The organism is Rhodococcus sp. 24CO, assembly GCF_050586165.1.
Classification (GTDB): Bacteria; Actinomycetota; Actinomycetes; order Mycobacteriales; family Mycobacteriaceae; genus Rhodococcus_F.
The window spans coordinates 129,038-154,730 of sequence record NZ_JAZFNF010000008.1 but is presented as its reverse complement, the minus strand read 5'-3'; the positions used below and the strand labels follow the sequence as shown (position 1 = coordinate 154,730).

Genomic DNA, 25,693 nt, shown 5'->3' with positions numbered 1-25,693 from the left:
TGACCGCAATGAAACCGACTGGTAGAGAGGTGGAACGTCTGTCATGGATGTTGTGATCGGACAGCTGTTCACAGGCTTGAGCATCGGCTCGATTCTGTTATTGGCTGCATTGGGACTATCGCTCACGTTTGGCCAAATGGGTGTCATCAACATGGCCCACGGCGAATTCATCATGGCCGGCTCGTACACGGCCTACGTTGTACAGCAGGTAATCTCCAATGCAACCGGTTCGTTGATCATCTCTCTACTGGTCGGTTTCATCGTCGGCGGATTGATGGGTGTGGCACTGGAAGTGCTTCTGGTGTCACGGATGTACCACCGCCCGCTCGATACGTTGTTGGTGACGTTCGGCGTCGGACTGATCCTTCAGCAGTTGGCGCGCGACATCTTCGGTGCTCCCGCCGTCAACACCACCGCACCGTCGTGGCTTTCGGGTGGCGTCGACATCCTCGGCGCCGTAGTTCCGAAAACCCGCATCTTCATTCTGGTGCTGGCAATCGCGGCGGTGATCGCGTTGTCGCTGGCACTCAAGCAGTCGTCGATGGGTAGGCGCATTCGCGCAGTTGTCCAGAACCGGGATCTGGCCGAGACCAGCGGAATATCTTCCCGCCGTACCGATATCACCACCTTCTTCCTCGGATCCGGCCTCGCCGGTGTGGCCGGTGTCGCCCTGACCCTGATCGGTTCCACCAGCCCGACAATCGGACAGTCGTATCTGATCGACGCGTTCCTGGTTGTGGTCGTCGGCGGACTCGGACAGATGAAGGGCGCAGTGATCGCCGCCTTTGCACTCGGCATCCTGAACTCCTTCATCGAATACTCCACCACCGCCTCGATTGCCAAGGTCATCTTGTTCGTCATCATCGTCGTCTTCCTCCAAGTGCGTCCCCAGGGACTGTTTGCAGTCAAGACAAGGAGCCTCGTATGAGCGTCCTGACCAATCCCCGCATCCGGGTCTGGGGCGGATTCGCCGTCGCCGCGATCATTCTGTTCGGAATTGCCCCAGCCGTGCTCTCCGACTTCCGACTCTCCCTGCTGGGGAAGTTCCTGTGCTTCGCGATCGTCGCGGTGGGCATCGGACTCGCCTGGGGCAGAGGCGGAATGCTCACCCTCGGCCAAGGCGTGTTCTTCGGCATCGGCGCCTACGTCATGGCGATGCACCTCAAGATCGCCGACGCCGAACTCAAAGGTGACGCTGTACCCGATTTCATGGCGATCGCCGGCAAGACCGAACTGCCCGGATATTGGCAGCCGTTTGCCTCCCCGTTCGTCGCGATCTTCGCGGTACTGTTCCTACCCGCGACCGTCGCGTTTCTCCTGGGACTCGGCGTGTTCAAACGACGCGTCAAGGGCGCATACTTCGCGATCCTCTCGCAAGCTCTCGCAGCGGCATTCGCCATCCTGCTGATCGGTCAGCAAACCATCGGCGGCAGCAACGGACTCAACCGTTTCCGCACGTTCTTCGGCTTCAACCTCAACGACCCCGCCAACAAGCAGATGCTGTTCTTCATCGCCTCCGGAGTGCTCCTCGCCTCCGTCGCCCTGATCCGGCAATTGATGAACTCACGCTACGGTGAACTGCTTGTCGCAGTACGAGATCAGGAAGAGCGCGTGCGCTTCCTCGGATACGACCCGGCAAACATCAAGCTGGTCGCCTACGTCACCGCCGCATTCCTGGCCGGTATCGCCGGAGCGTTGTTCGTGCCCATCGTCGGCATCATCTCCCCCGCCGACGTCGGAATCGTTCCCTCCATCGCCTTCCTCATCGGTGTAGCGATCGGCGGCCGCGCAACGCTTCTCGGCCCGGTCCTCGGAGCCATCGGCGTGGCCTGGGCCCAGTCGGCCTTCTCGGAGAAAATGCCGTCGGGGTGGATCTACGCCCAGGGCCTGATGTTCATCGTCGTCGTCGGGTTCTTCCCCGCCGGAGTCGCCGGACTCTTTGCGCTCCTGCGTCACCGCCGCAAGCGTGAAAAGACCACTCCCGAAACACCGAAAATCAGCGAACCGGAAACTGTGGAGGTGTCCGTATGACCAGCACCGGTACAACCGACACAAGCGCACCGAACCCCGTACTGGGCGGCAATGCCGGAATGTCTTCCGAATACCTGGAAGTGCGGAACTTGAGCGTCAGCTTCGACGGATTCAAGGCCGTCGACAGTGTGGACCTGACACTGATGCAGGGTGACCTTCGCTTTCTGATCGGACCCAACGGCGCCGGAAAGACCACACTTGTCGACGCCATCACCGGACTGGTACCGGCGACGGGTTCTATCACCAAATCCGGTGAACAGTTGCTGGGCAAGAAGGTTCACAAGATCGCCCGCCTCGGCGTCGGCCGCACCTTCCAGACTGCCAGCGTCTTCGAAGAACTCTCCGTCCTGCAGAACCTGGACATCGCTGCCGGTGCAGGCCGCTCCCCCTGGGAGTTGCTGCGCACCCGCAAATCCGTCCTCCCCGAAATCGAGGAAGCCCTCGAAACCACTGGACTCGAAGCGCTGCGCGACACACCGGCTGGGATCCTCGCGCACGGCCAGAAACAGTGGCTCGAGATCGGAATGCTTCTGGTACAGAACTGTTCGGTGCTCCTGCTCGACGAACCCGTCGCCGGAATGAGCCTGGAAGAGCGCGAGGAAACCGGCAACCTCCTGCGTCGTATCGGTGGTGCACGCACCGTGGTTGTCGTCGAGCACGACATGGACTTCATGCGAGCATTTGCCACCTCGGTCACCGTCCTCGCAGCAGGCAAGGTTCTTGCGGAAGGAACTGTCGCGCAAGTTCAGGCCGATCCCAAAGTCCAAGAGGTCTACCTCGGCACCGCTGCGGCTGTGCCTCACGGCGAGGAGTGAATCATGCTTGAAATCAAGGACGTCCGCGCCGGATACGGACGCACCGAAGTCATCCACGGAATCTCGCTCACCGTTCCGGGCAACGGTGTCGCCGCCGTCATGGGCCACAACGGCGCCGGAAAGACGACATTGCTCCGAGCCGCTGTCGGGTTGATCAAACCGACCAGTGGAACGATCCTCCTGAACGGCGAAGACATCACGGCCATGCGGCCGAGTGCCCGCGTCAACCGAGGCCTCGCCTATGTCCCCCAAGGACAACAATCCTTCGGCCAACTCACCACGGCCGAGAACCTTCAGGTTGTCGCGGACGGCCGCAAACGCGGAAAGGCACTGATTGCAGAAGCATTGGATATGTTTCCCGCACTGACCACACTCCTCGACCGCCGAGCCGGGTTGCTGTCGGGTGGGCAACGACAACAGCTCGCCATCGCCCGCGCCCTCATCACCGAGCCGAAGATTCTGATCCTCGACGAACCCACCGAAGGCATCCAACCCAACGTCGTCGCCGAGATCGAACGCACCATCATCGACCTCACCAACCGCGGCGATCTCGGAGTCCTCCTGGTGGAACAGCACATCGGATTTGCGCTCCAGTCAGCGCAGCACTACAGCGTTCTCGCGGCCGGTCATGTGACGTCGACCGGAGAGGGAGGCACCACATCCACTGACGCCGTCCGACGAGCGATGGCCATCTGACATGTCCGCCGTCGAACATTCGACCGGATCGCTGCGGGATCAGGTGTATCAGGCGATCCGGGCCGATCTGATGGCCGGGAAGATCACGCCGACGGAACGGCTGAGCGAGGAGCGACTCGCGCAGATCTACGGGGTTTCGAGAACTCCGGTGCGAGAAGCTCTGGCCCGCTTGCAATCCGACGGTCTGGTTCAACGCGGCGAGCATGGGCTGTATCCGTATCGGCCACGCCTGGAAGATCTCAACGGATTGTACGAGCTACGAATATTGCTCGAACTACAAGGAATTCGCCGGGTGCTCGACACCGAGTGCGCCCGGCACGATGCCGATATTCTGGGTCCCGAACTGGAGAAGTGGTATGCGTTGCGCACCCAGTCACTCGAACCGGACGCCGGCTTTGTCACTCTCGACGAGGAGTTTCATACAGCGCTGCTGGTATCGGCCGGAAATCCCGCACTGACAGAGGCCTTGGCAACCGTCAATGCCAAAATCCGGCCAGTTCGGATGTTCGACTACCTGACACCCGCCGGGATCGAAGCGACGGTCGAAGAGCACATCGCGATAGCCGAACTTGTTCTCGACAACAAACTGCCACAGGCATTCGAGTCGTTGCGGGCGCACATCGACGACGGCAGGCTCGTGGTTGTCGAGCACGCTCGACAGGCACTCTCGTTGGCGGCACTGGCGAGTGCGGTTCGATACTGACGGGCGCATTTCGATATTTTGTGTGGTGAGGAAATAGGAATGGACTCCGGGCGGTTGCACTTCACAACAACTGTTTTCTGCCGCCTCGAAAGGTGCCCACTTCATGTCGGTTCCACTCTCCATCCTCGATCTTGCGCACATCGGCCAGAACGAGACCGCCAAAGACAGCTTCGACGCCAGTGTCACGCTGGCGCAGCGAGCCGAGGAGTGGGGCTACCAGCGAATCTGGTACGCCGAGCACCACAACATGGGCTCCATCGCGTCGTCCGCGACCAGTGTCCTGATCGGCCACGTTGCAGCTCACACCACCAAGATCCGGCTTGGCGCCGGTGGCATCATGCTCCCCAACCACGCACCGCTCACCATTGCCGAACAGTTCGGCACGCTGGAGACACTGCACCCCGGACGCATAGATCTTGGCCTCGGCCGGGCGCCAGGCAGCGATCAGAAGACGATGCAGGCCCTGCGCCGCGACCCCAGTTCGTCCGACAGCTTTCCGCAGGACGTCCTCGAACTTCAGGGATATCTTGGCGACACCTCGCGGGTTCCCGGCATCAGCGCAGTGCCAGGCAAGGGCACGCATGTCCCCCTCTACATCCTCGGTTCGTCACTGTTCGGCGCAAAACTGGCCGCGATGCTCGGCCTTCCCTACGCGTTTGCGTCGCACTTCGCGCCCAACGCGCTTCGCGACGCCGTGACCATCTACCGCCGCGAGTTCAAGCCGTCGGAGCAGCTGGCCGAGCCGTACGTGATCGCGGGCGTCAACGTCATTGCCGCCGATACCACCGAGCAGGCTCAGCAAGAGTTCCTCGAATCCAAGCGCAATCGCGTCAGCCTGCTTCTCGGCCGTGGCCGCACGTTCACCGACGACGAAGCCGATATGTTGCTCGACTCCCCCGCCGGTCAGCAGGTTCTGCAGATGGCCAGGTACAGCGCCGTCGGCACACCCGCAGAAGTCCGCACGTACCTGGACGAATTCACCGAGCACGCGCAGGCCGACGAGCTGATCACCGTCTCCACCGGCACCGACCGCGCCGCGTGGCTGCGCACGTTCGAACTACTCGCCGACGTGAGTAACCTGGTGCCCGCCTAAGCTGCGGGGCATGGGCGATCCATCCCGTCGCGGGTTCATCTCGGTACTTGCCGTACTTCTGTCGACGGGGTGGGCCGCCAACCACTTCGCCTCCCTCATCCCGGTACTGCGGGAACACGAGGGGCTCTCGCACGCCGTTCTCGACGGCGTGTTCGGCATCTACGCACTCGGTCTGCTGCCCGGACTGCTGACCGGTGGTGTGCTGTCCGATCGTGTCGGACGCGCGGCCATTGTTCTGCCAGGAGCGCTGGTGGCGTCGCTGGGCACGGTATTCCTCCTGCTGTGGCACAACACTTCCGGCCTCCTGGTTGGCCGTCTTGTGGTCGGCATCGGCGCCGGTCTGGCAATCGGCGCCGGCACAGCCTGGGCCGCTGATCTGCGCGGCAAAACCGGAACCGTGATGGCCGGCGTCGTCCTCACCTCCGGTTTTGCCTTGGGTCCCTTGTTCTCCGGCCTGATGGCTCAGTTCGCAGCCTTTCCTTTGGTCACGCCCTTTGTCGTCTCGGCGCTTCTGTCCGTGTGTTCCGTTGCCGCCGCGGCAATGTGGAGTCGAACACCCACCTCACCTTCGGCAGTGCTCCCGTTACCGGCCGACGGGGCGCGAACTGTCCGCTCGGCCTTGATCTGGGCGCTACCGCTCGCGCCCTGGGTGTTTGCCAGTGCGACAGTCTCATTCGTGACGATGTCCGCGCGACTCGGCGACCGATACTCCGGACCGCTACTCCCCGGAATAGCTGCGGCGCTCACCTTGGGCGCGGGCATCATCGTTCAAACCATTGCCCGTCATCGCGATTGGGGCCGGCAGGCCGGAAGCGTCGGTGCCGGATCAGCCGCGCTCGGATACTGCCTCGTCGCGGCCGGCGGAGCCCACCCGCCACTTGCCCTGTTTGTCGTGTGCGCCCTCACACTCGGAACCGCGTACGGCCTGTGCCTGCGTAGTGGTCTCCTCGATCTCGAAACCCTTGCGCCACCGGCATCCCGCGGAACGTTGACAGGCATCTTCTACGTCGGCACGTACCTCGGCTTCGGACTGCCGGTCTTGCTGGTTGTCCTCGAACCGAGCCTGGGACCGTCGATACCGATGCTCGTTCTCGCGGCACTCGCCGCGCTGGTTGCCGTAATCCGATTCCGGGCAGTGTTAGCGTCGTACCAGCCCACGACACTCGAGGAGTTCGCGTCATGAACGCACGCATCCAGCCCGGCCGATTCAAAGAACTCGGCCCGATCAACTGGGGAATCTGGCGTGTCCTCTCGAAAGCCGCGGGCGCACCGGACGCACACCTGTTCAGCACATTAGGCCGTACCGGCGGCCTGTTCCGTGGTTGGCTGCACTACTCCGGGTCGCTGATGCCCGGTGGCAGGATCTCACGCCACGACACCGAACTGATCATCCTGCGGGTCGCACATCTGAGGCAGTGCGACTACGAAATGGATCACCACATCAGGCTCGGCCGAAAAGCTGGAATCGACGCACCAGAACTTGCCCGAATTATCGAGGGCCCCAACGCTTCCGGTTTGAGTTCTCGTCACCACGCGATCTTGACCGCGGTCGACGAATTGGTTACCACCAAAGACGTCACCGACGTGACCTGGAACATGTTGTCCCAGCACCTCGACGACCGTCGGCTCATCGAATTCACTTTGCTGGTAACCCAATACGACGGTTTGGCTACCACCATCGGTACGTTGCGCGTCGAACGCGATTTTTCGTAGCCGCTCGTCAGGGCTTGCAGATACGAACTGTCGCTTCGCGCACCACTTCCCGGCGGCGTGCGAGTTCCTGCGCGTCCACGGACTGATTGTCGACAATGCCGGGTGCGACCACCCACGCGAACACGAGGCCGAAGATCAACGTGATGAGGTCTTCCGGATTCCAGTGGGTGGCAATGGTTCCGTCCTCCTGAGCAGTGCGAATCGCAGCCATCCGCGGGAGCCAACTGGAGTGCTCTTCGGCCTGCTTACGCATCCGAGGTCCTTCACCTTGCAGTTGACCCCAGATCATCATGCGCTGGATGTGCGGCTTCCTGGTCATGGCATCGAACAATTCGACAGCATGCTGCGGTATGTCCCCGCCCACCCACTCCACGCATTCCATGGCTTCGACAAAATCCGCGTCGAGCACGGCGTGAAAGAGCGCCACCTTGTCCCCGAAGTACGCGTAAAGCCGTTCCTTGCTGGCGTTGCCGTTCTTCGCGATGCGATCGATACGGGCGCCGGCCAGTCCGTACGTGCCGAATTCTTCCAGTGCCGCATCGAGAATTCGCTGCTTCGTTGCGGTCACATCTGTGGGAGCCATAGTGATTATCGTAACCGAACGAACTATTTCGTTTGACTCTCGAAGAAGCGCTCACCTACCTTGTAACGATGACCACCACTGACGTCGAAAGCGGCGCAACGCCGCCGTCTCCGGCGATCTCCGAGAACCCGAATCATCAACGACGCTGGCTGGTGCTCTGCATCGTCGCGTTTGCACAACTCATGGTGGTGCTCGACGGCACCATCGTCTCCATCGCCCTGCCCGCCGCGCAGGAAGAGCTCGGCATCAGCGACCTCGATCGCGCCTGGGTTGTCACCTCGTACGCGCTGGCATTCGGCGCACTGCTGCTCCTCGGTGGCCGCATCGCCGACTACTGGGGACGTAAGCGTTCCTTCATCGTCGGCATGGCCGGCTTTGCCGTGGCATCAGGCATCGGCGGCATCGCCCAGTCCGGTGTCGAACTCTTCATCGCCCGCGCCGGCCAGGGTGTCTTCGCAGCCCTGCTCGCGCCCGCCGCGCTGTCGATGCTCACCACCACATTCATCGGAGAAAAGGAGCGCGCCAAGGCTTTTGCCGTTTACGGTGCGATTTCCGGTGGTGGCGCAGCGATCGGCCTGCTGCTCGGCGGCGTCCTGACTCAGTACGTCGACTGGCGCTGGTGCCTGCTCGTGAACATCCCGATCGCGCTCATCGCGATTGCTGCTGCCGTCCCGATCGTCAAGGAAACCAAGGCGCACGGCGACACGAGCTACGACCTTCCCGGCGCCGTTCTCATCGCACTCGGCCTCGGCTCCCTGGTCTACGGATTCACGCGCGCCGAGCACGGCTGGGGCCAGACCGACACCCTCCTGTTCATTGCCTTGGGCTTGGTCTTCCTGGCACTGTTCGTGGTCGTCGAAAGCCGTAGCAAGAATCCGCTTCTGCCACTGAGCGTTCCGTGGCATCGCGACCGCGGCGCCGCACTGATCGGCTCCATGCTTGTCGGCGCAGCTCTGCTTGGCGGCACCCTGTACCTGACGTTCTACCTGCAGATCGTGCTCGGATTCAGCCCCGTCATGGCCGGCGTCGGCTCACTTCCGATGGCCTTCTTCATCGTGCTCGCATCCACCGCGGCCGCCCAGTTGTCCACCAAGATCGGCCCCAAGCCGCTCATGGTTGCCGGCCCCCTGGTTGCCGCAGTCGGACTGCTCATGCTTACCCAGATCGAAGTCCACAGCTCCTACTGGACCCACGTGTTCCCCGGCCTCGCCATCTTCGGCTTCGGTTTGGGTCTGCTGATGGTGCCCATGCAGAACCTCGCGCTGATCGGTGTTCCCGACCACGACGCCGGCGCAGCCAGCGCCCTCGTCAACGCGACCCTGCAGATCGGCGGCGCACTGGGAACCGCACTCTTCACCACGATCTACGCGTCGGCCAAGTCCGCATTCACGGCCGACAATGCAGCACCGATCCCGCCGGAAGGCATTCCAGTCGACTTGTCGAACGCGACCGTCCCGACCGGCGACGAATTGGCTCTGCTCCCCCAGCCGGTTCAGGACTTCATCGCCTCGATGACCGACTACGTCTTCGGCGCCGAGGTCTCCGGATACACCGCCGCATTCGGCTGGGCGGCAATCCTGTTGGCGATCATCGCACCCGTTGTCGTAGTGCTCGTCCGCGCCAAGAAGGGCGATCTCCCCGCTGAGGGCGCGGTACATATGGGCTAAACCCCTGTGCGCCTTTCCGGTAGTTCCCACTGCCGGAAAGGCGCACAAGCGGCTACGCCTTCTTCAGAACCTCGGCCACCGGCGTGCTGCTGCGGCCGATCAGTTTCTGCAGGTCACCGGACTCGGTGTCCAACGCTCCGTTGGCGATTGCCGCATCGGAATCCGCGAGAATCTCTGCGACAGGGGCAGGCAGGCCGACGCTCTCGAGAATGCCCTTGTATGCCTCCTCCGGTACGAACTGGTACGCGACGGGCTTGCCGGCAAACTCGCTGATCTTCTCCGCGAACTCGGCATACGTCAGTCGCTCGTCGCCGCCCAACTCGTAGACGGCGCCTTCGTGGCCGTCCGTGGTGACAACAACTGCTGCGGCATCCGCGTAATCCGCCCGAGCTGCGCCTGCGACCTTTCCGTCAGCGCCCGCTCCGGCCACTTCGCCGCGCTCGATAACGCCGGCCAGGTCATTGAGGAAGTTCTCCCAGTACCAACCGTTGCGCAGGAGTGCGAACGGAATTCCACTCGCGGCAAGCACATCCTCGGTTGCCTTGTGCTCGGCAGCGAGCTTCATCGACGTATCTTGCGCATCCAAAATGCTTGTGTACGCGATGAATCCGACGCCCGCAGCCTTTGCTGCGTTGATGATGTTGGTGTGCTGCGCAAGCCGCTGACCCACCTCGCTGCCCGAGATCAGCACCACTTTGTCAACGCCGGCAAAGGCTGCTTCCAATGCGGCGGTGTCGGTGTAGTCCGCCTTGCGAACCACGACTCCGCGGGCTGCGAGATCCGCGGCCTTCTCCGGATTGCGAACCACGGCGACGATGTCCGACGCGGGTGTGCCCCGCGTGATCAGTGCCTCGACAACAAGTTGTCCGAGGTTACCCGTTGCGCCGGTGACTGCGATGCTCATGCGAACTCCCGTTTTAGGTTGAAGCGTAAATTTGCTCTGCAACCATCATCCACTTATTTTTCGTAAGTGCAACCCCTAGAGTTAGCGCTATCGGTATGTTTAGTAGTAACCTGAGTACATGACCAGCACCGATACCCCTGCCTGTGCTGCCGAAACAGATCAGGATCCCACCCTCGAGGCCGATGTGTTCGCTCGCGGATGCAATTCCCGGGCAGCGCTCCAGAACGCAACCGGCCGCTGGGGCGCGCTTGCATTGGCAGCACTCCACGAAGGCCCGTACCGATTCAGCGCGCTACGTCGACGCGTCGACGGCGTCAGCGAGCGCATGCTCTCGCAGACCCTGCAGACACTCGAACGGGATGGCCTCGTGCACCGTGACGTGCTCGAAACCATCCCGCCCAAAGTGGAATACAGCCTGACCGAACTCGGCGCAGACGTAGCCGACAAGATCACCGCGCTGATCGAATTGCTCGAATCCCGCGTGCCGACAATCATTGCGTCACAAGAGTCCTACGACGCCCGCAATCAGTAACGCTCGCAATCGGTAAAGCCTGAGAGTCAGTCGAGCGCCCCCGAAAGCTGGGCGATGAACTCGTCGAACGCATACGGGACGCTCAAGACCGTCGGCGCTGACGTTGCCATCGCGTAATCCATGCCGACGAGGCGAACGATCCGGCCGTTGGATACCGAGGTCATGTTCGCAAACGGACCGAAGGCCATCAGCTTGTCGAGATTCGTTCCGTCGGCGTCGACAAGAATGAAGACGTCCGCGTCGAGGGTTTCGATGGACTCCATGCCCACAGACACCGAACTGTCGCCGGACGTGCACACCGCGTCGACCCCGGGCGAGGTCTTCAGCCCGAGCTGGCCCAGCAGACGGATGCGAGGATCGGTGTTGCAGAACACGATCAGGCCCTCGTCGGTGCGCATCGCGTACGTTGCAGTCTTGCCCTCGAACTGCGGATGCTCGGCGGCTTGCCGCTCGAAATACGCTCCGGTGTCGTCGATCAACTGCTGCGCGCGTGCGGGCTGCCCGAGCGCCGCACCGATCATGCTCATCTGCTTGTCCCAAGCGGTGTCCCAGGGCTGATCGGGAAATGCGACGGTGGGTGCGATGTCACTCAGTCGCTGATATTTCTCCGCGGTGATCCCCGAATACACAGCAAGGATCAGGTCGGGGTCGAGGGCGAGGATCTGCTCGAACGGCACATCCGGATTGGTGGTCATCAAAACCGGCGTCGCGCCGTTCAACAATGAAGCGTCCCAAGGCAAGATGTTGTTCTCGACACCGTCACCCGAGAAGCTCTCCATCGCGACTGGCACCTTGTTCAGCGCAAGCACCGAATCTTGGCTGCTCCACCCGATGGTCACGATCCGCATGGGTTCGGCGTCGATCGTGGTCGAACCGTAAGCGTGATCGACCGTCACCGGAAAGGCCCCGGCTTCGGCGGATTCTGTCGACGTGCCGGTCGACTCGGTACCGGCTGAGCTTCCACATGCGGTGAGGCCTACAGCAAGAGCGGCCGCGAGCAGTGCAAAACGAGTTTTCATGAATCGGGACGCTAGTGCGCCTTTGGCTCAGACCTGGACTCGAAGTCGCGATCTGGCGTATTGGCAATACAAAAAGGCCCGTGCGCCTTTCTGGTTGCGTCAGCTACCAGAAAGGCGCACGGGGCCGCAGGCCCTACCTAGAACACGGGGCCGCAGGCCCTACCTAGAAGTTGATCATGTGGCCGGCGAGGCCGTGGATCGCTTCCTGCAGTGCCTCACTGAGTGTGGGGTGCGTGTGGACGTTGCGGGCCAACTCGTTGACCGTGAGGTCCCACTTCTGGGCCAGGGTCAGCTCGGGCAGCAGTTCCGAGACGTCCGGTCCGATGAGGTGTCCACCGAGCAGTTCGCCGTGCGTGGTGTCGGCGATCAGCTTCACGAAACCGGTGGGGTCACCGAGACCGTGTGCCTTGCCGTTGGCTGCGAACGGGAAGTTCGCGACCTTGATGTCGTAGCCCTCGGCCTTGGCCTGCTCTTCGGTCAACCCGAAGGACGCGACCTGCGGCTGGCAGAACGTCGCACGCGGCATCATCCGGTAGTCACCGAGCGTCTGCGTGTCCGCGCCACCGATGGTCTCGGCAGCAACGACGGCCTGTGCCTCCGCGACGTGTGCAAGCTGCAGCTTGGCGGTCACGTCACCGATGGCGAAGATGTTCTCGACGTTGGTGCGCATGTAGTCGTCGATTGCGATGGCGCCGCGGTCGGTGAGGGCGACACCGGTGTTCTCGAGGCCGAAGCCCTCCACGCGCGGTGCGAAGCCGACGGACTGCAGAACCTTGTCCACGACCACGGTTTCGATCTCACCGGACTTGTTGTCCTTGATCGAGACGCTGACCTTGCTGCCGTCGTCGCTGATGGACTGGACAGCGGCGCCGGTCTTGATGGTGACGCCGAGCTTCTTGTACTGCTTCGCGATTTCCTTCGAGACGTCGGCGTCCTCGTTGGGCAGTGCCCGGTCGAGGAACTCCACGATCGTCACGTCGACGCCGTAGTTCTTGAGGACGTAACCGAACTCCATGCCGATCGCGCCGGCGCCGACGATGAGGATCGAGCCCGGCAGGTCGCGGGTGAGGATCTGCTCTTCGTAGGTCACCACGTTCTCGCTCAGCGAGGTGCCCGGCAGCAGCTTGGTGTAGGAACCGGTGGCGATGATCGCGTTGTCGAACGTGATCGTCTCGGTGCCTCCCTTGCTGAGCTCGACGTTGATGGTGTTGGCGTCGGCGAACGTGCCTTTGCCGTCGAATTCGGCGATCTTGTTCTTCTTCATCAAGAAGTGGATGCCCTTGACTCGCCCGTCGGCAACCTTGCGGCTGCGATCGAAGGCGGAGCCGAAATCGAAGGACACGTCTCCGGACATGCCGAACGTCTTCGCTTCTTTTGTGAAGATGTGCGCGAGTTCGGCATTGCGGAGAAGCGCCTTGGACGGGATGCAGCCCACGTTCAGGCACACACCGCCCCAGTACTTCTGCTCGATGATGGCAGTGCTCAGGCCCAGTTGTGCCGCGCGGATAGCAGCGACGTACCCACCGGGGCCGGCTCCGAGGACAACGACGTCATAGTGTGAGGTCACGATGTAACAGGGTAGTCCTGCATCGTTTTCCTGTCCCCGGATGGTCGCCTTACCGGCCAGTAGACCAAACTTCTGCGGCAACTCGGGCAAAATTTCCGCCGTAGACAGCCTCGATCGACGACTCGTCGAAACCTCGCCGACGCAGAACGACGTCCAAGGTGAGGGTGTCTTCCGGTGGAACCCACTGCAGCGGCCCCCACGCGGTGTAGGCCTCGGAGAACGACGCCGCGTGATTGTGTATCTCGTCGAGGAAGTCCTCCGCGTCGAACGAATAGTCCGAACCGATCCCGACGTGATCGACACCGACGAGTCCGACGGCTTCCTCGATGTGATCGGCCATGGCCTCGAGTCTGGCTTTGTTGTCGTCGGGGCCGTTGACGCCGAGGAAGATCCCCACGCCGTTGATCCCGATGACTCCCCCGGTGTCGGCACACGCCTTGGCCTGATCGTCGGTGATGTTTCGGGGGTGCTCCCACAATCTGCGCAGATTCGAATGGCTGTAGATCATCGGGCGCGCCGTGGCAGCGGCCAGGTCCAGACCGGTCCGGATCGAGCAGTGTGAGCCGTCCACCATCATGCCGACGCGATTCATCTCGGCCACGAGGTCACGGCCGTACGCGGTCAAACCGGTGTCGACGGCGTCGAGGCACCCACAGCCCGCGGCGTTGACGTGGTTGTACGTCGGCAACATCGAACGGACGCCCAGGTCGTAGAAGTACGCGATGTTGTCGGGATCACCGTCCAGAGGGTTGGAATCCTCGAGGTCGAATGCCAGCGCGATTCCGCCGGATCGCTGCACGTCGGCAACATCGAGAATCGTCGAAACCGGGGTGATTTCCGGGTACTCGACGCGTGCCTGCCAGGCAAAGCTCTTGACCAGCGCGGTTGAATCCGCACGTGTGTGCGGCGCGTAGCCGACATTGACCGAAACGTAGCTGCCCTCAGGACGCTGATACCGCAATAGCTCCGCAATGGAGGCATTCGAATGCAACGGCAGGCAGCAGTGCTGTTCCCAGATCGGATATGCCCGGTTCACCCGATCAGCATATAGGTAAACAGCGAGGTCAATCCGAAACTGGTCGATCGTTCAGCAAATCTTCGGTTCACTGGCGAATAGCGCGCCGATGCTGTAGAAAGATCAAGACTTGCACGCTCTATATGCGTCGGGATGTATAACCCATACGGAGAAGTGTCGACGAAGGATCGTTCCACCCGGGGCGGATCTACAAGGTAATTCAGGTGGAGGGTTCTTAAGCCTATGCGTTCTCGTACATTCAAGCGCGGCCGTGTGGTCGCCGCGATTGCAGCGGTGTCCGTGCTGCCGATGCTTGTCAGTCCGGCCATGGCTTCTGCCGGTGGTGACACCGCTGGAACTCGTACCGCTCCCGCAGCGTATTCGACGGATTCCTACCTCGCGAGCCGCACCGACAACGGCCGCAAGGCAACGATCACCGTGTACTCGCCGTCGATGGGCCGCGACATTCCCCTCGAGGTCATCCTTCCGGCTGACACGAGCGAACCGCGTCCGACGCTCTACCTCCTCAACGGCGCAGGCGGCGGCGAAGACCGCGCGACCTGGCAGCGCCAGACGGACGTCATGGACTTCTTCAATGACAAGAACGTCAACGTCGTCACCCCGGTCGAAGGCGCGTTCAGCTACTACACCGACTGGGTAAACGAAGATCCGGCACTCGGTGTTCAGAAGTGGCAGACGTTCCTAACACAGGAACTCCCGCCCGTCATCGACGCCGAATTCAACACCAACAAGGTCCAGTCGATCTCCGCGATCTCCATGACCGCCACCTCGGTACTCAACCTCGCGATCGCAGCCCCGGGCCTGTACAAGAGCGTCGGCGCGTACAGCGGTTGCGCCGAGACCAGCACTCCGGTCGGCCAGAGCTCCATCGAACTGGTTGTCGGCATGCGCGGCGAAGCAGATGTCACCAACATGTGGGGTCCGCTCGGCAGCCAGGGCTGGATCGACAACGACCCGGTTGTCAACGCCGAGAAGCTCCGCGGCACCGAGCTGTACGTCTCCACCGGCTCGGGCCTGCCCGGCCCGCATGACACCCTCGCCAACGAGGCAGTCGACGGTCAGGTCGGCGTGTTGGCCAACCAGATCATCGTCGGCGGCATCATCGAGGCAGCGGTCAACTACTGCACCCACAACCTCGCGTACCGCTTGAACGAGCTGCAGATCCCGGCAACGTTCGACTTCAAGCCCACCGGCACCCACTCGTGGGGCTACTGGCAGGACGATCTCCACAACTCGTGGCCGATGATCGCCAACTCCATGGGCGTCTGACACCACCAGTTTCAAGCACTCGACCCCGCTCTCCTCGCCTGGAGAGCGGGGTCGTGTGCTGAGTGGATGCTGGAACTACCAAACGCTCCCCTGACCATGGCAATTCTGGTTTACTGACCAATGACATCGACCCGGACACACGCCGGGTCACACGTAGTGGAGGTTTCAGATCGTATGGGCGCTCGTACATTCACGCGGGGACGATTGGTCGCTGCAGTAGCAGCACTGTCCGTGATCCCGATGCTGATCAGTCCCGCCATCGCCTCCGCGGGCGGCGACTCCTCAGGCACCACGGCACAAGCCACATCGGGTACCTCCGGTTCTTACCTCGCGAGCCGCACCGACAACGGCCGCAAGTCCACGATCTCCGTGTACTCGGCGTCGATGGGTCGCAACATTCCGCTCGAGGTCATCCTCCCCGCGGACAACAGCGCACCGCGCCCGACGCTCTACCTCCTCAACGGCGCAGGCGGCGGTGAAGACTCTGCGACGTGGCAGCGCAAGACCGACGTCATGAACTTTTTCCAGGACAAGAACCTCAACGTCGTGACGCCGCTTGAAGGCGCGTTCAGCTACTACACCGACTGGGTCAACGACGATCCCGAACTCGGTCGTCAGAAGTGGCAGACGTTCCTGACACAGGAACTCCCGCCCGTCATCGACGCCGAATTCAACACCAACAAGGTGCAGTCGATTTCTGCGATTTCGATGACCGCCACCTCGGTACTCAACCTCGCGATCGCGGCCCCCGGTCTGTACAAGAGCGTCGGCGCGTACAGCGGTTGCGCCGAGACCAGCACCCCTGTCGGCCAGGGCGCTATTCAGCTGGTGACCGGCATCCGTGGTGGGGCTGACATCGCGAACATGTGGGGCCCGGTGGGCAGTCAGGGTTGGATCGACAACGACCCGGTTGTCAACGCCGAGAAGCTCCGCGGTACCGAGCTGTACGTCTCCACTGGCTCCGGTCTGCCCGGCCCGCACGACACCCTCGCCAACCCGGCGATGAACGGTGAACCCGCCAATCTGGCCAACCAGATCATCGTGGGCGGCCTCATCGAGGCAGCGGTCAACTACTGCACCCACAACCTGGCCTACCGCCTGAACCAGCTGCAGATCCCCGCGCAGTTCGACTTCAAGCCCACCGGCACTCACTCGTGGGGCTACTGGCAGGACGATCTCCACAACTCGTGGCCGATGATCGCGCGTTCGTTGAACGTCTGAGTCCACCATTTTCGACCCCGCTCCTATTGCTATTCGGGAGCGGGGTCGAATGCGCTCGGCGGGGAGCAGTAAGAATGGAGCCATGACATCTGATCAGCACTCCCCCCTCGACGGCGTCGACAACGATCCCTACCTCTGGCTCGAAGACGTCACGGGTGAGACCGCTCTCGACTGGGTGCGTGCGCACAACGCCGTCACCGAAGCGCAACTCGCAACCGGTGAGCGCTTCGAGCAGATGCAATCGGATGTCCGCGAGGTACTCGACACCGATGCCCGCATCCCGTACGTGCGGCGCCGCGGCGAGTATCTGTACAACTTCTGGCGCGACGGCACGAATATTCGTGGCTTGTGGCGACGGACCACGCTCGAGCAGTATCAAAGCGACAACCCCGAGTGGGACGTGTTGGTCGATCTCGACGCGTTGGCCGAAGCCGAGGGCGAGAACTGGGTCTGGAAGGGCACTCAGTTGCTGCGCCCCCACCGCGATCGCGCCTTGATCAGTTTGTCGCGCGGCGGAGCCGACGCCGCAGTGGTCCGCGAATTCGACATGGAGACAAGGCAATTCCTCTCTCCTGACGGACCCTATTCTGGTTTCTACCTCCCCGAAGCCAAGACCGATATCGACTGGATCGACATCGACACCGTGTATCTCGGCACGGATACCGGGCCGGGATCACTCACCGATTCCGGTTACCCACGCCTCACCCAACGATGGAAGCGCGGCACTCCCCTCTCCAGCGCCGAAACGCTGTACGAGGGCGAGAGCACCGACGTCGCGATCTCCGCATCACACGATCCGACGCCTGGCTTCGAGCGCGACTTCGTCACCCGCTCCGTCGACTTCTACAACTCACGACGGTTCCAGCTCACCCTCGACGACGAACTCGTTCTGATCGACACACCCGAAGACGCCGGCATCTCGATTCACCACGAGTGGTTGCTGATTCGCACAAAGTCACCGTGGACAGTCGAGGGCACCGAGTACGCGACTGGCACCTTGCTGGCCGCTCGGTACGAGGATTACCTCGCGGGCGTTCGCGACCTGACGGTGCTGTTCGAGCCCGACGATCATTCGTCGCTCGACCACTACAGCTGGACCCGCGATCACCTGATTCTCGTAGTTCTGACCGACGTCCGGACCACCCTGCGCATTCTGACTCCCGCCGACAACACTTGGGAAGAAAGGCCTTTCGAGGGCCTGCCCGAGCTCACCACCATCGAAATCCTGGACACCGATCCCGATTCCGGCAACGAGTACTTCCTCAACGCCAGCGGATACACCTCGCCGGCAACGCTTCTGCACGGAGTCATCGGGGAATCCGAACCCACAGTTGTCAAGTCTGCACCCGCATTCTTCGATGCGACAAACATTGTGACGCAACAGTTCTTCGCAACCTCCGCCGACGGCACCCAGGTCCCCTACTTCGTGGTCGGCGCCGAAGGCAGCACACCCGGACCCACTCTTCTCTACGGTTACGGCGGATTCGAGGTGTCGCTGACGCCGTCGTACAGCGGTTCCATCGGGCGAGCCTGGCTCACCCGCGGCGGCACGTACGTCGTGGCCAACATCCGCGGCGGCGGTGAGTACGGACCAGGTTGGCACACACAGGTTCTCAAGTCCGGCCGGCACAAGGTGCACGAGGATTTTGCGGCTGTCGCGCGCGATCTGGTCGACCGCGGCATCACCACACCGCAGTTGTTGGCCGCCCAGGGCGGTAGCAACGGCGGATTGCTCATGGGCATCATGCTCACCAAGTACCCAGAGCTGTTCGGCGCCATAGTCTGCCAGGTTCCGCTCCTCGACATGCGACGGTTCCATCTCCTCCTGGCCGGCGCGTCCTGGATGGCGGAGTACGGCGATCCGGACAACGCTGACGAGTGGTCCTTCATCTCGCAGTACAGCCCGTATCAGAACATCGACGTGGACGGCTCGTACCCGCCGATCCTGATCGCGACATCCACTCGCGACGACCGCGTCCACCCAGCGCACGCTCGCAAGATGGCCGCGCGCCTGGAGGAGCTGGGCAAGCCGGTGCTGTACTTCGAGAACATCGAAGGTGGGCACGGCGGCGCTGCGGACAACGCGCAGTTGGCCTACAAGACCGCGCTGACCTACGAATTTCTGTGGCAGAAGTTCAGCTGAACGATCAGCGGTCGCGCAGCCAAGCGACGACGCACTCGGTCACAGCATCCGGTTTCCGGATCCAGCCGTTGTGACCGAGTGGTTCGTCGACGTGCACCATCGTGACCTGTGAGCCGGTGAGCTTGTCCACCAAGTTCTTTGCGGATCGACGCGGAGCAAGGTCGTCGCCGTCGATGGTGACGGACAGGACGGGCAGATTCAGGCGGGCGATCCGCTCCTCGTAATCGATGTCCGCGCCGACCGGTTCGATGGTGCCGGTGCGAGCAAATCTGGCCCAGTCGGTGATCAACACTTTCGATTGCCGGCCGAAGCCGCCGACGCTCAGCCGATCACCGGGCCAGAACCCGGCAATGTTGGCTGTCACCGACATTGCCGACGAACCCAGATACAGCCCCGGAGCGCGAATACCCGGGAAGCCCCGGTGGTACGGCGAACCGGACGCCACCAGGATCAACCCGCCGAGGCGTCCACGAATCCTCGCCGCGTACATCGTCCCCAACTGGCCGCCCATGCTGTGACCGAGCAGAAATGGTGTACTCGCCGGGAATCTTTCGCGCACCACTTCGAAGGTGGCGGGGAAATCTACGGACACCAACTCCTGATATCCGAAGCTCGACGACGCACTTGGACGCGGCCGACTGTCACCTTGTCCGCGCAATTCCCCGATCGCCGCGTTGAACCCCGCGGCGACCAACGCTTCGGCCACCGGATCGTAGAACCCTGCCGGCACACCGAGGCCGGGAAACATCACGACGACGGGAGCGTCGTCGACCGGTCCCGGAAATAGTCGAATCGGAGTGACGGTTCCATCGGGAAGTTGGATCGGCACGGTCTCCATTCGTCTCACACTAACCACCGCGGCGGCGTCGGTCAGCCGTCTTGCTATTCCAGGCTGCCCACAACCAGTGGATCAGGCGTTCCGACGACGTCGTGATCCTTGTTGTCGTAGTCGAACTGGCTGAGAACGTGCCGCATCGCATTGATCCGGGCGCGCTTCTTGTCATTACTCTTGATGACGGTCCACGGAGCCGTCTCCGTATCGGTGAAGCGGATCATCTCCTCCTTCGCGGCGGTGTACGCGTCCCACTTGTCGAGGGAGGCGATGTCCATCGGCGAAAGTTTCCACTGCCGAACGGGATCCACCTGCCGAATCGCGAACCGCGTCCGCTGCTCGAGCGGTGAGACGGAGAACCAGAACTTGATGAGGCTGATGCCGTCGTCGACAAGCATCTGCTCGAACAACGGCACCTGACGCAGAAAACGCTCGTGCTCCTCGTCCGTGCAGAACCCCATGACACGCTCGACTCCGGCCCGGTTGTACCAGGAGCGGTCGAACATCACGAGCTCACCCGCAGCGGGAAGATGCTGCACATAGCGTTGGAAGTACCACTGCGTCGACTCTCGCGCCGACGGCTTTTCCAGCGCAACGACGCGTGCGCCTCGCGGGTTGAGGTGTTCCATGAAGCGCTTGATGGTGCCACCCTTGCCTGCGGCGTCGCGACCTTCGAACACGATCGTGTGACGGGCACCGGTTTCTTTGGACCAGTTCTGCAGCTTCAGGAGTTCGATCTGCAGCAGGCGCTTGGCGATCTCGTATTCTTCACGCGACATCCGCGAGTCGTACGGGTATCCCTCGCGCCACGTATCGACCTCGAAACCGCCTGGTGCCGTGAGCAACACGGGATCGTCGTCATCACTGTCGTCGACGGTGAATGCCGTCGTGTCGGTCAGGTCCACCGCACTCGACAGCTCTGCGAAGGCGCTGAAGAAGGGTCGACGCTCTGCTATTTCGGTCATTCCTGACAGGCTAGCCATCAACAGCAACCAGTTGGTGACGTCCCGGTGAACGGGCGCGTTCGATGCCGGGCGAAGATCAGGGATAGATGGGGGTGATTCCCGATGGTCGAAGTGGCCTGGTCAGGCCAGACTTGAACCATGACATTCGAGAGCAACACACCCCGCCCGTTCACCCGATCCACCGACAACAAAATGCTCGCCGGAGTGTGCGGCGGGATTGCAGAATACTTTGACGCCGACGTCAATCTGGTTCGTGTTCTGGCAGTAATTGCCGCAGTGTGCACCGGTGGAACTGCAGCCTTGGTTTATCTTGCAGCCTGGATGCTGATGCCGTTGGGATAGGACGTTCGAGAAAAGCATTGCGGGGCCCACGCTTTACGCGTGGACCCCACAATAGAAACTCTTGACCTATTTTGCTGCTTTGAGCGTTCCGCCACTGAGTTCGGCAAGCGCGGTCAGGCCTTTGACAGCAATTTCGCTGACACTGCCTAATCCCTGGCCGATAAGAGTGCCGACGGAACCAGCAGCATCCATTACGGAGCCTTCAATCATGTTTGTTCTCCTTCTATCCACACAGTTACGTGATGGTCAGATAATTCAGGGCTGCAAGACTACGGAGCGACAACAGGGGGCGCAAAACTGATTGCATCAAGAGATCCGGAGACCCCACCGAAGGTGTCACTCAACGAGCCGAACAAGTTGGCACCCAAGTTATCCAACCCTAACAGCACATTCACCAGTGCTTGAGTTGCGGTTTCGCCATTCTCCATGACATAACCGAGGATATTTACCAGCGACCCCATTTTTAACTCCTCAACATAAATCTTGCGAACATTGTCTATCAGTACGCTAGCGGCAATACTGAATTCCAGTGGCGAAATGGAAAATTGTTTGCCAATCCGGATGAATGACGGCAAATACGCAGGTAAAGAGCATTTTGGGGCCCACGCGCTGTGCGCCCGGGCCCCAAAACCAAGCTCTTCGAGCTACTTGGCGGCTTTCAGCGTTCCGCCGCTCAGCTCGGCAAGAGCGGTGAGACCCTTGACAGCGATTTCGCTGACACTGCCTAATCCCTGGCCGATAATGGTGCCCACGGAACCCGCAGCATCCATGACGGATCCTTCAATCATGTTGTACTCCTAAATCTCTGTTCAGTGAAGTGGATGTGCCAACTGCTCAGATTGCAGGATCAAGCTGGCGGGATAGCTTCAGGAAGAAAGCTAATCGTATCGAGAGATCCGGAGATCCCTCCGAAGGTGTCACTCAGCGAGCCGAAGAGATTAGCCCCCAAGTTATCCAAGCCCATCAGCATGTTGAGAAGACTCCCCAACTGAGTGCCCATCCCGTCCGGCCCAAGAAGAATGTCCATCAAAGAACCCATGACTGAACTCCCTATCTAGAAGGTTCCCCACCCGACCGCCAAAGAATCGGTTCCGGCGAAGGTTCACCGTTGATGTGTCGTCTACGACCTTAGTGTTAATCCTAGAACCTGTGTCCGAAATGAACGATTAACTCGATTTTTCCATTCTCGAAACAATTTACCGGTCAAAATTCATTGCAGACCACAACAATTCCGGCCTCCCGAGCACCTAGCCGGAAAATCATTCGACGCCGGGCAGGTCGTACTCCACCGCCTGCCGCAGTTCGTCGAAGCTCTCCCGCAGTAACTCCACGTAGTGCTCCGGATCCAGCATCGCACCCCGGGCAACGATGACGTTGAGCGTCAAAGCCCCACCGGCCGCGGCAATCAGGAAGTGGCGCAAAACATCTCCGTCAACCGGCGCCTGCCCGCCCAGCACGGCAACAGCGGGTGCACCGTCGAACACGTTTCCGTCGATCGTCACCGGGACGTTACTGATCGTGGTGTGCTGCATGACCTCACGATCCGTATTCAGCTTGTTCAGGCGCCTCGCCAGTCCCGTCAGACGCAGCAACGGTGCAGGTGACGTCTCGATACGTGTGCTGAATTTTCGGACGGCGAGGTGCGAGCTACGCACTTTCGCCACCTGCGCAGAATCCCGAATGAGGGTCAGTTTCTCGACCGGATCCGCAACGTCGGAGTGCAGATCGACGGTCAAGAGCGCGAGCTGATTGGCCGACTCCCATTCTGCAATCTGCCGCATCGAACGCGGAACCATCGCCGCCAGAGGGCGTTCCGGTCGCTCGCCCTTTCCCTCGAGATACTTCTCGAGCGCCCCGGCCACCACCGCGAGGAAGATATCGTTCACCGTCACCCCTGGCACGGCGGCTCTGATCGCCTTGATGTCAGCCCCGTCGAGCGTCACGAACTCCAGAGCCAGATCACCCTCCAAGACGTGATTGAAACGCGTCGGCGGACGGTCTGCGACGTACTTCGCCAACTCACCGGATTCCTCGGCCTGCGTGATCTCTTCTGCGGCTACCTTTGTCGCCGAGAGCCCCTTCCCGAACCGGATCAGTTGTCCCGGGAATCCGAGGACACTACGCCCAATCATCTCCACGAGCGGCAGCCCCGACTCGCGCGCGGATGCCTTGGGTTTTGCCGGCCCCGAGAACAATCGGTTGGTGAGATTCCTGATTTCCAAACCGTCGCCGGCGCTGTGATGAGTTTTGAGCATGATCAACGTCAGGTCGCCGGGTAGATCGTCGATTCCACTGATTCCGGTCATGACCTCCAACTCCCAGGGCGGCCGCGTCAGGTCCATCGGCGCACTCAGAGACTTGCCCAGCAACGCTCGCACCGGCGCCCATCCGGGCCCCGACGCCTTGTGCACCCGCACATGATCGTCGACATTGAAATCAGTCGCCGGCACCCAGTAGGGATAGTCCAGGTCGAGGGGAACTCGCTGCACTCTGCTCGTGAACAGCGGCCAGTAGCCGAACCGTTCCGAAATCCATCCAACCGCGTCGGCGTGTGTCATGTCTGCCAGCGGGTAGCCCGCCGTGTCGAAGAAGTACGCGCACACCATATGACTCAGGTGGCCCTCGGACTCGTTGTAGATGAACTCCGCATCCCGCGGACCCAACTGAGCTACCCCGGTTGGCAACGAGTTCCGAAAGATCATGTGTGCCCCTCACATCCGACGCTGGAAGACTGTCCGGATTCTATCGGTCAGGTGTCCAAATATCCGGGGAATGCCCAGGCTTCTCCCCCGGACCTGAGTGCACACAAGTTCCTGTCGGCAGGCACATCCCGCCCTCCCCCGATGAGTTATGTGCAACCGTGCACGCGACACTCAGCCGAGCCGCCGCACTCATTCCCGCTGGTTGGGCCGAACAATTGCTGACGCGCTCGAGGCAACACTAGGGTGACTGCGATCACAGATTCGCGGCGAGGACAGGAGTTCATGGTGAGAACCACTCGCAAGGTGGACGACCCGGTGTCGGTAGTCGATCGAATTTCGGCCATCCTCGAAACCTTCGAAAACACAGGGCCACTCACGCTCGCCGAGGTAACTCAACGAACGGGGATCCCTCGTTCGACCACACACAGATTGCTCGAGCAGCTCGTGACCAAACGGTGGATCACTCGGCAAGAGCACCGATACGAACTCGGCAGCAAGTCGTACGAACTCGGCCAGTGGGCGCTCAATCAGAATCGGCTACGCCATGGAGCGGTGCCCGTCTTGAACCGGCTCGCTCGTTCCACCGGATTGACGGTCCATCTGGCGGCACTGAACAACAGTGACGTTTTGTACTTGGACCGCGTCCCCGGACGAACGCCACTAGCACTCCCCAGCCGTGTGGGCTCGCGACTTCCCGCACACGTCACCGCTGTCGGCAAGGCAATTCTGGCTAATCTCGAACCAGACAAGATGCAGAGCGTTACTCGCGCTCCGCTCCGCACGACAACTCAGTACAGCATCGCGTCGCAAGAATACCTCTACGCAGAATTGGATCGCGTCCGCGACCGCGGGGTAGCGATGGACCGTGAAGAATCAGTGCTCGGAATTGCCTGCGTGGCAACGTCAATCGGTCCACGCGATCACTACTACGGCAACCGCGCCGCACTCTCCGTCTGCGGACCCATCGACGACATGAAAATGAATCAACTCGTGTCAACCGTGCGTATCGCAGCGCGCGATATCTGGGATACCTGCGTCGCAAACGATCTTCGGTCCAAGAATCAATTCGAAGCGTCCTGATTCTGCTCTTCCGTACGCCCCATGAGTTGCGCGTAGATCGCACGATCAGTGCGCGGACCACCAGGCGTCGAAGCGCCGTATCGTTCGATCTCGGCAGCGATATCCAGCGGGCGGGTGTACGCAACACCTGGCACAAGTTCACCGTCGAGTAGCCCGTCCGGCACAAGCCAGGTGACTTCGAATTCGATTCCGTCGGGGTCGCGTCCGTACAGGGCCTTGGTCGCAGCATGGTTGGACGCTCCGCCGAGAGCATTCGCGGCCAGCATCCGATCGCGGCATTGCGCGAGTTCGCTCAGCGTCTCGACCTCCCACGCCAGATGGTAGAGACCAACCGCGCCGTCACGCGGACGCGGCGCGCTCGCTTGAAAGAGACCCAAGTCGTGATCGTTTGCCGAATTCGCGCCCCGCAGGAATGCTCCGCCGGGGAAATTCACGGGAAGCTTCTCGAATCCCAGTACGTCGCAGTAAAACGCCGCACTCCGTTCGACGTCGGAGACGAACAGCACCGCATGGTTCAGACTTCGAATAGCCATTGTTCTCCCTCACCTATACACAGCCGTGCCGTTATCCACAGACACATTCCGAAGTCCGCACACAGGCTTCGACACAGCCACAGTATCTACGTGGACGTTGTCACCCGGAACCAGCTCCTCGAACGAGGACTCGGCCGAAGTGCGATTGCGTAGGCCCGGCTATGCGGATTGCTCGACGTGGAGCCGCTACAGATGGGCCTCACTGCGCCGCTGCGCGAACGCTACGAGACCTTTGCGCCGGAGAGCT

At 61.5% G+C, this 25,693-nt stretch carries 28 protein-coding genes; 15 read left to right on the top strand and 13 right to left on the bottom strand.

Annotation, left to right across the window (positions count from 1 at the left end):
• Positions 1-43: 43 nt before the first annotated feature.
• The 8 genes from urtB to V2B23_RS20890 all read left to right on the top strand — a co-directional run bounded on the left by urtB (position 44) and on the right by V2B23_RS20890 (position 7,051).
• Complete coding sequence (gene urtB / locus V2B23_RS20925) at positions 44-928, top strand: urea ABC transporter permease subunit UrtB (protein WP_033235554.1); 885 nt, start codon at positions 44-46, stop codon at positions 926-928.
• Positions 925-2,031 carry an urea ABC transporter permease subunit UrtC gene (urtC, locus tag V2B23_RS20920; protein ID WP_430952102.1) on the top strand — a complete coding sequence of 369 codons (1,107 nt, stop codon included), beginning with the start codon at positions 925-927 and terminating at the stop codon, positions 2,029-2,031. The genes urtB and urtC overlap by 4 nt, the downstream gene beginning before the upstream one ends.
• On the top strand, positions 2,028-2,846 hold the full coding sequence (gene urtD / locus V2B23_RS20915) for an urea ABC transporter ATP-binding protein UrtD (RefSeq protein WP_033235556.1): 819 nt from the start codon (positions 2,028-2,030) through the stop codon (positions 2,844-2,846). Before urtC ends, urtD begins: the two co-directional genes overlap by 4 nt.
• A gap of 3 nt (positions 2,847-2,849) precedes the next feature.
• On the top strand, positions 2,850-3,542 hold the full coding sequence (gene urtE, locus V2B23_RS20910) for an urea ABC transporter ATP-binding subunit UrtE (RefSeq protein ID WP_430952101.1): 693 nt from the start codon (positions 2,850-2,852) through the stop codon (positions 3,540-3,542).
• 1 nt (position 3,543) lies between these two features.
• Positions 3,544-4,245: a GntR family transcriptional regulator gene (locus V2B23_RS20905; RefSeq protein ID WP_430952100.1), complete on the top strand. Its 702-nt coding sequence runs from the start codon at positions 3,544-3,546 to the stop codon at positions 4,243-4,245.
• A gap of 103 nt (positions 4,246-4,348) precedes the next feature.
• Entirely contained in the window at positions 4,349-5,338 is a 990-nt protein-coding gene (locus tag V2B23_RS20900; RefSeq protein WP_430952099.1) for an LLM class flavin-dependent oxidoreductase, read from the top strand.
• 10 nt (positions 5,339-5,348) lie between these two features.
• A complete protein-coding gene (locus V2B23_RS20895; protein WP_430952098.1) occupies positions 5,349-6,521 on the top strand; it encodes an MFS transporter in 1,173 nt (390 codons plus the stop codon).
• Positions 6,518-7,051 (top strand): carboxymuconolactone decarboxylase family protein, encoded by a 534-nt coding sequence (locus tag V2B23_RS20890; protein WP_430952097.1) that lies wholly within the window; start codon positions 6,518-6,520, stop codon positions 7,049-7,051. Before V2B23_RS20895 ends, V2B23_RS20890 begins: the two co-directional genes overlap by 4 nt.
• A 7-nt stretch (positions 7,052-7,058) precedes the next feature.
• Here V2B23_RS20890 and V2B23_RS20885 read toward each other — a convergent pair whose 3' ends face one another.
• Positions 7,059-7,634 carry a TetR family transcriptional regulator gene (locus tag V2B23_RS20885; protein WP_430952096.1) on the bottom strand — a complete coding sequence of 192 codons (576 nt, stop codon included), beginning with the start codon at positions 7,632-7,634 and terminating at the stop codon, positions 7,059-7,061.
• A 68-nt stretch (positions 7,635-7,702) separates the two neighbouring features.
• On the opposite strand from V2B23_RS20885, the gene V2B23_RS20880 reads away from it, so the two are divergent.
• The gene (locus V2B23_RS20880) at positions 7,703-9,301 is read left to right on the top strand and encodes an MFS transporter (RefSeq protein WP_430952095.1); all 1,599 of its coding nucleotides are present in this window, start codon (positions 7,703-7,705) and stop codon (positions 9,299-9,301) included.
• Positions 9,302-9,353: 52 nt separating this feature from the next.
• Here V2B23_RS20880 and V2B23_RS20875 read toward each other — a convergent pair whose 3' ends face one another.
• Positions 9,354-10,205, bottom strand: coding sequence for an SDR family oxidoreductase (locus tag V2B23_RS20875; RefSeq protein WP_430952094.1), 852 nt, complete (start codon positions 10,203-10,205; stop codon positions 9,354-9,356).
• 118 nt (positions 10,206-10,323) lie between these two features.
• On the opposite strand from V2B23_RS20875, the gene V2B23_RS20870 reads away from it, so the two are divergent.
• The gene (locus V2B23_RS20870) at positions 10,324-10,737 is read left to right on the top strand and encodes a winged helix-turn-helix transcriptional regulator (protein ID WP_430952093.1); all 414 of its coding nucleotides are present in this window, start codon (positions 10,324-10,326) and stop codon (positions 10,735-10,737) included.
• A gap of 26 nt (positions 10,738-10,763) precedes the next feature.
• Here the strand turns inward: V2B23_RS20870 and V2B23_RS20865 are convergent, their stop codons facing one another.
• From V2B23_RS20865 to V2B23_RS20855, 3 genes are all read right to left on the bottom strand, one after another.
• A complete protein-coding gene (locus V2B23_RS20865) occupies positions 10,764-11,756 on the bottom strand; it encodes an iron-siderophore ABC transporter substrate-binding protein (protein WP_430952092.1) in 993 nt (330 codons plus the stop codon).
• Between the two features lie 163 nt (positions 11,757-11,919).
• On the bottom strand, positions 11,920-13,323 hold the full coding sequence (gene lpdA / locus V2B23_RS20860) for a dihydrolipoyl dehydrogenase (protein ID WP_033235567.1): 1,404 nt from the start codon (positions 13,321-13,323) through the stop codon (positions 11,920-11,922).
• A 49-nt stretch (positions 13,324-13,372) separates the two neighbouring features.
• Positions 13,373-14,359, bottom strand: a complete 987-nt coding sequence (locus V2B23_RS20855) for a dipeptidase (protein WP_430952091.1) — start codon at positions 14,357-14,359, stop codon at positions 13,373-13,375.
• 222 nt (positions 14,360-14,581) lie between these two features.
• On the opposite strand from V2B23_RS20855, the gene V2B23_RS20850 reads away from it, so the two are divergent.
• The 3 genes from V2B23_RS20850 (at position 14,582) to V2B23_RS20840 (ending at position 18,992) form a co-directional block, all read left to right on the top strand.
• Positions 14,582-15,628 carry an alpha/beta hydrolase gene (locus V2B23_RS20850; protein WP_430952090.1) on the top strand — a complete coding sequence of 349 codons (1,047 nt, stop codon included), beginning with the start codon at positions 14,582-14,584 and terminating at the stop codon, positions 15,626-15,628.
• 174 nt (positions 15,629-15,802) lie between these two features.
• On the top strand, positions 15,803-16,849 hold the full coding sequence (locus V2B23_RS20845; RefSeq protein ID WP_430952089.1) for an alpha/beta hydrolase: 1,047 nt from the start codon (positions 15,803-15,805) through the stop codon (positions 16,847-16,849).
• Positions 16,850-16,931: 82 nt separating this feature from the next.
• Positions 16,932-18,992 carry a prolyl oligopeptidase family serine peptidase gene (locus V2B23_RS20840; protein ID WP_430952088.1) on the top strand — a complete coding sequence of 687 codons (2,061 nt, stop codon included), beginning with the start codon at positions 16,932-16,934 and terminating at the stop codon, positions 18,990-18,992.
• 4 nt (positions 18,993-18,996) lie between these two features.
• Here the strand turns inward: V2B23_RS20840 and V2B23_RS20835 are convergent, their stop codons facing one another.
• Together V2B23_RS20835 and ppk2 are read right to left on the bottom strand one after the other, a co-directional pair.
• Positions 18,997-19,830, bottom strand: coding sequence for an alpha/beta hydrolase family protein (locus V2B23_RS20835; RefSeq protein WP_430952087.1), 834 nt, complete (start codon positions 19,828-19,830; stop codon positions 18,997-18,999).
• Positions 19,831-19,874: 44 nt separating this feature from the next.
• The gene (ppk2, locus tag V2B23_RS20830) at positions 19,875-20,789 is read right to left on the bottom strand and encodes a polyphosphate kinase 2 (RefSeq protein ID WP_430952086.1); all 915 of its coding nucleotides are present in this window, start codon (positions 20,787-20,789) and stop codon (positions 19,875-19,877) included.
• A 138-nt stretch (positions 20,790-20,927) separates the two neighbouring features.
• On the opposite strand from ppk2, the gene V2B23_RS20825 reads away from it, so the two are divergent.
• On the top strand, positions 20,928-21,131 hold the full coding sequence (locus tag V2B23_RS20825) for a PspC domain-containing protein (RefSeq protein WP_430952085.1): 204 nt from the start codon (positions 20,928-20,930) through the stop codon (positions 21,129-21,131).
• Positions 21,132-21,197: 66 nt separating this feature from the next.
• On the opposite strand, the gene V2B23_RS20820 is transcribed toward V2B23_RS20825, so the two are convergent.
• The 5 genes from V2B23_RS20820 to V2B23_RS20800 all read right to left on the bottom strand — a co-directional run bounded on the left by V2B23_RS20820 (position 21,198) and on the right by V2B23_RS20800 (position 23,833).
• A complete protein-coding gene (locus V2B23_RS20820) occupies positions 21,198-21,341 on the bottom strand; it encodes a hypothetical protein (protein WP_165826256.1) in 144 nt (47 codons plus the stop codon).
• 59 nt (positions 21,342-21,400) lie between these two features.
• Positions 21,401-21,706: a hypothetical protein gene (locus V2B23_RS20815; RefSeq protein ID WP_430952084.1), complete on the bottom strand. Its 306-nt coding sequence runs from the start codon at positions 21,704-21,706 to the stop codon at positions 21,401-21,403.
• Positions 21,707-21,775: 69 nt separating this feature from the next.
• The gene (locus tag V2B23_RS20810) at positions 21,776-21,919 is read right to left on the bottom strand and encodes a hypothetical protein (protein WP_181317466.1); all 144 of its coding nucleotides are present in this window, start codon (positions 21,917-21,919) and stop codon (positions 21,776-21,778) included.
• Positions 21,920-21,978: 59 nt separating this feature from the next.
• Positions 21,979-22,170 carry a hypothetical protein gene (locus V2B23_RS20805; RefSeq protein ID WP_430952083.1) on the bottom strand — a complete coding sequence of 64 codons (192 nt, stop codon included), beginning with the start codon at positions 22,168-22,170 and terminating at the stop codon, positions 21,979-21,981.
• A 220-nt stretch (positions 22,171-22,390) separates the two neighbouring features.
• A complete protein-coding gene (locus tag V2B23_RS20800) occupies positions 22,391-23,833 on the bottom strand; it encodes a wax ester/triacylglycerol synthase domain-containing protein (RefSeq protein WP_430952082.1) in 1,443 nt (480 codons plus the stop codon).
• A gap of 282 nt (positions 23,834-24,115) precedes the next feature.
• Between V2B23_RS20800 and V2B23_RS20795 the strand changes: the two genes are divergently transcribed.
• Positions 24,116-24,913: an IclR family transcriptional regulator gene (locus V2B23_RS20795; protein WP_430952081.1), complete on the top strand. Its 798-nt coding sequence runs from the start codon at positions 24,116-24,118 to the stop codon at positions 24,911-24,913.
• Here the strand turns inward: V2B23_RS20795 and V2B23_RS20790 are convergent.
• Positions 24,895-25,446 (bottom strand): VOC family protein, encoded by a 552-nt coding sequence (locus tag V2B23_RS20790; protein ID WP_430952080.1) that lies wholly within the window; start codon positions 25,444-25,446, stop codon positions 24,895-24,897. The genes V2B23_RS20795 and V2B23_RS20790 overlap by 19 nt on opposite strands.
• Positions 25,447-25,693: the final 247 nt, after the last annotated feature.

Bases quoted from the DNA above. Each gene is read 5' to 3' on its own strand.
- urtE (WP_430952101.1), top strand. From the start codon at position 2,850: ATGCTTGAAATCAAGGACGTCCGCGCCGGATACGGACGCACCGAAGTC.
- urtC (WP_430952102.1), top strand. From the start codon at position 925: ATGAGCGTCCTGACCAATCCCCGCATCCGGGTCTGGGGCGGATTCGCC.
- ppk2 (WP_430952086.1), bottom strand. From the start codon at position 20,789: ATGACCGAAATAGCAGAGCGTCGACCCTTCTTCAGCGCCTTCGCAGAG.
- V2B23_RS20865 (WP_430952092.1), bottom strand. From the start codon at position 11,756: ATGAAAACTCGTTTTGCACTGCTCGCGGCCGCTCTTGCTGTAGGCCTC.
- urtB (WP_033235554.1), top strand. From the start codon at position 44: ATGGATGTTGTGATCGGACAGCTGTTCACAGGCTTGAGCATCGGCTCG.
- V2B23_RS20850 (WP_430952090.1), top strand. From the start codon at position 14,582: ATGCGTTCTCGTACATTCAAGCGCGGCCGTGTGGTCGCCGCGATTGCA.
- V2B23_RS20795 (WP_430952081.1), top strand. From the start codon at position 24,116: ATGGTGAGAACCACTCGCAAGGTGGACGACCCGGTGTCGGTAGTCGAT.
- V2B23_RS20905 (WP_430952100.1), top strand. From the start codon at position 3,544: ATGTCCGCCGTCGAACATTCGACCGGATCGCTGCGGGATCAGGTGTAT.
- V2B23_RS20870 (WP_430952093.1), top strand. From the start codon at position 10,324: ATGACCAGCACCGATACCCCTGCCTGTGCTGCCGAAACAGATCAGGAT.
- V2B23_RS20895 (WP_430952098.1), top strand. From the start codon at position 5,349: ATGGGCGATCCATCCCGTCGCGGGTTCATCTCGGTACTTGCCGTACTT.
- V2B23_RS20880 (WP_430952095.1), top strand. From the start codon at position 7,703: ATGACCACCACTGACGTCGAAAGCGGCGCAACGCCGCCGTCTCCGGCG.
- V2B23_RS20900 (WP_430952099.1), top strand. From the start codon at position 4,349: ATGTCGGTTCCACTCTCCATCCTCGATCTTGCGCACATCGGCCAGAAC.
- V2B23_RS20810 (WP_181317466.1), bottom strand. From the start codon at position 21,919: ATGATTGAAGGATCCGTCATGGATGCTGCGGGTTCCGTGGGCACCATT.
- V2B23_RS20820 (WP_165826256.1), bottom strand. From the start codon at position 21,341: ATGATTGAAGGCTCCGTAATGGATGCTGCTGGTTCCGTCGGCACTCTT.
- V2B23_RS20800 (WP_430952082.1), bottom strand. From the start codon at position 23,833: ATGATCTTTCGGAACTCGTTGCCAACCGGGGTAGCTCAGTTGGGTCCG.
- V2B23_RS20825 (WP_430952085.1), top strand. From the start codon at position 20,928: ATGACATTCGAGAGCAACACACCCCGCCCGTTCACCCGATCCACCGAC.
- V2B23_RS20835 (WP_430952087.1), bottom strand. From the start codon at position 19,830: ATGGAGACCGTGCCGATCCAACTTCCCGATGGAACCGTCACTCCGATT.
- V2B23_RS20885 (WP_430952096.1), bottom strand. From the start codon at position 7,634: ATGGCTCCCACAGATGTGACCGCAACGAAGCAGCGAATTCTCGATGCG.
- V2B23_RS20845 (WP_430952089.1), top strand. From the start codon at position 15,803: ATGGGCGCTCGTACATTCACGCGGGGACGATTGGTCGCTGCAGTAGCA.
- V2B23_RS20805 (WP_430952083.1), bottom strand. From the start codon at position 22,170: ATGGGTTCTTTGATGGACATTCTTCTTGGGCCGGACGGGATGGGCACT.
- V2B23_RS20890 (WP_430952097.1), top strand. From the start codon at position 6,518: ATGAACGCACGCATCCAGCCCGGCCGATTCAAAGAACTCGGCCCGATC.
- urtD (WP_033235556.1), top strand. From the start codon at position 2,028: ATGACCAGCACCGGTACAACCGACACAAGCGCACCGAACCCCGTACTG.
- V2B23_RS20875 (WP_430952094.1), bottom strand. From the start codon at position 10,205: ATGAGCATCGCAGTCACCGGCGCAACGGGTAACCTCGGACAACTTGTT.
- V2B23_RS20840 (WP_430952088.1), top strand. From the start codon at position 16,932: ATGACATCTGATCAGCACTCCCCCCTCGACGGCGTCGACAACGATCCC.
- V2B23_RS20790 (WP_430952080.1), bottom strand. From the start codon at position 25,446: ATGGCTATTCGAAGTCTGAACCATGCGGTGCTGTTCGTCTCCGACGTC.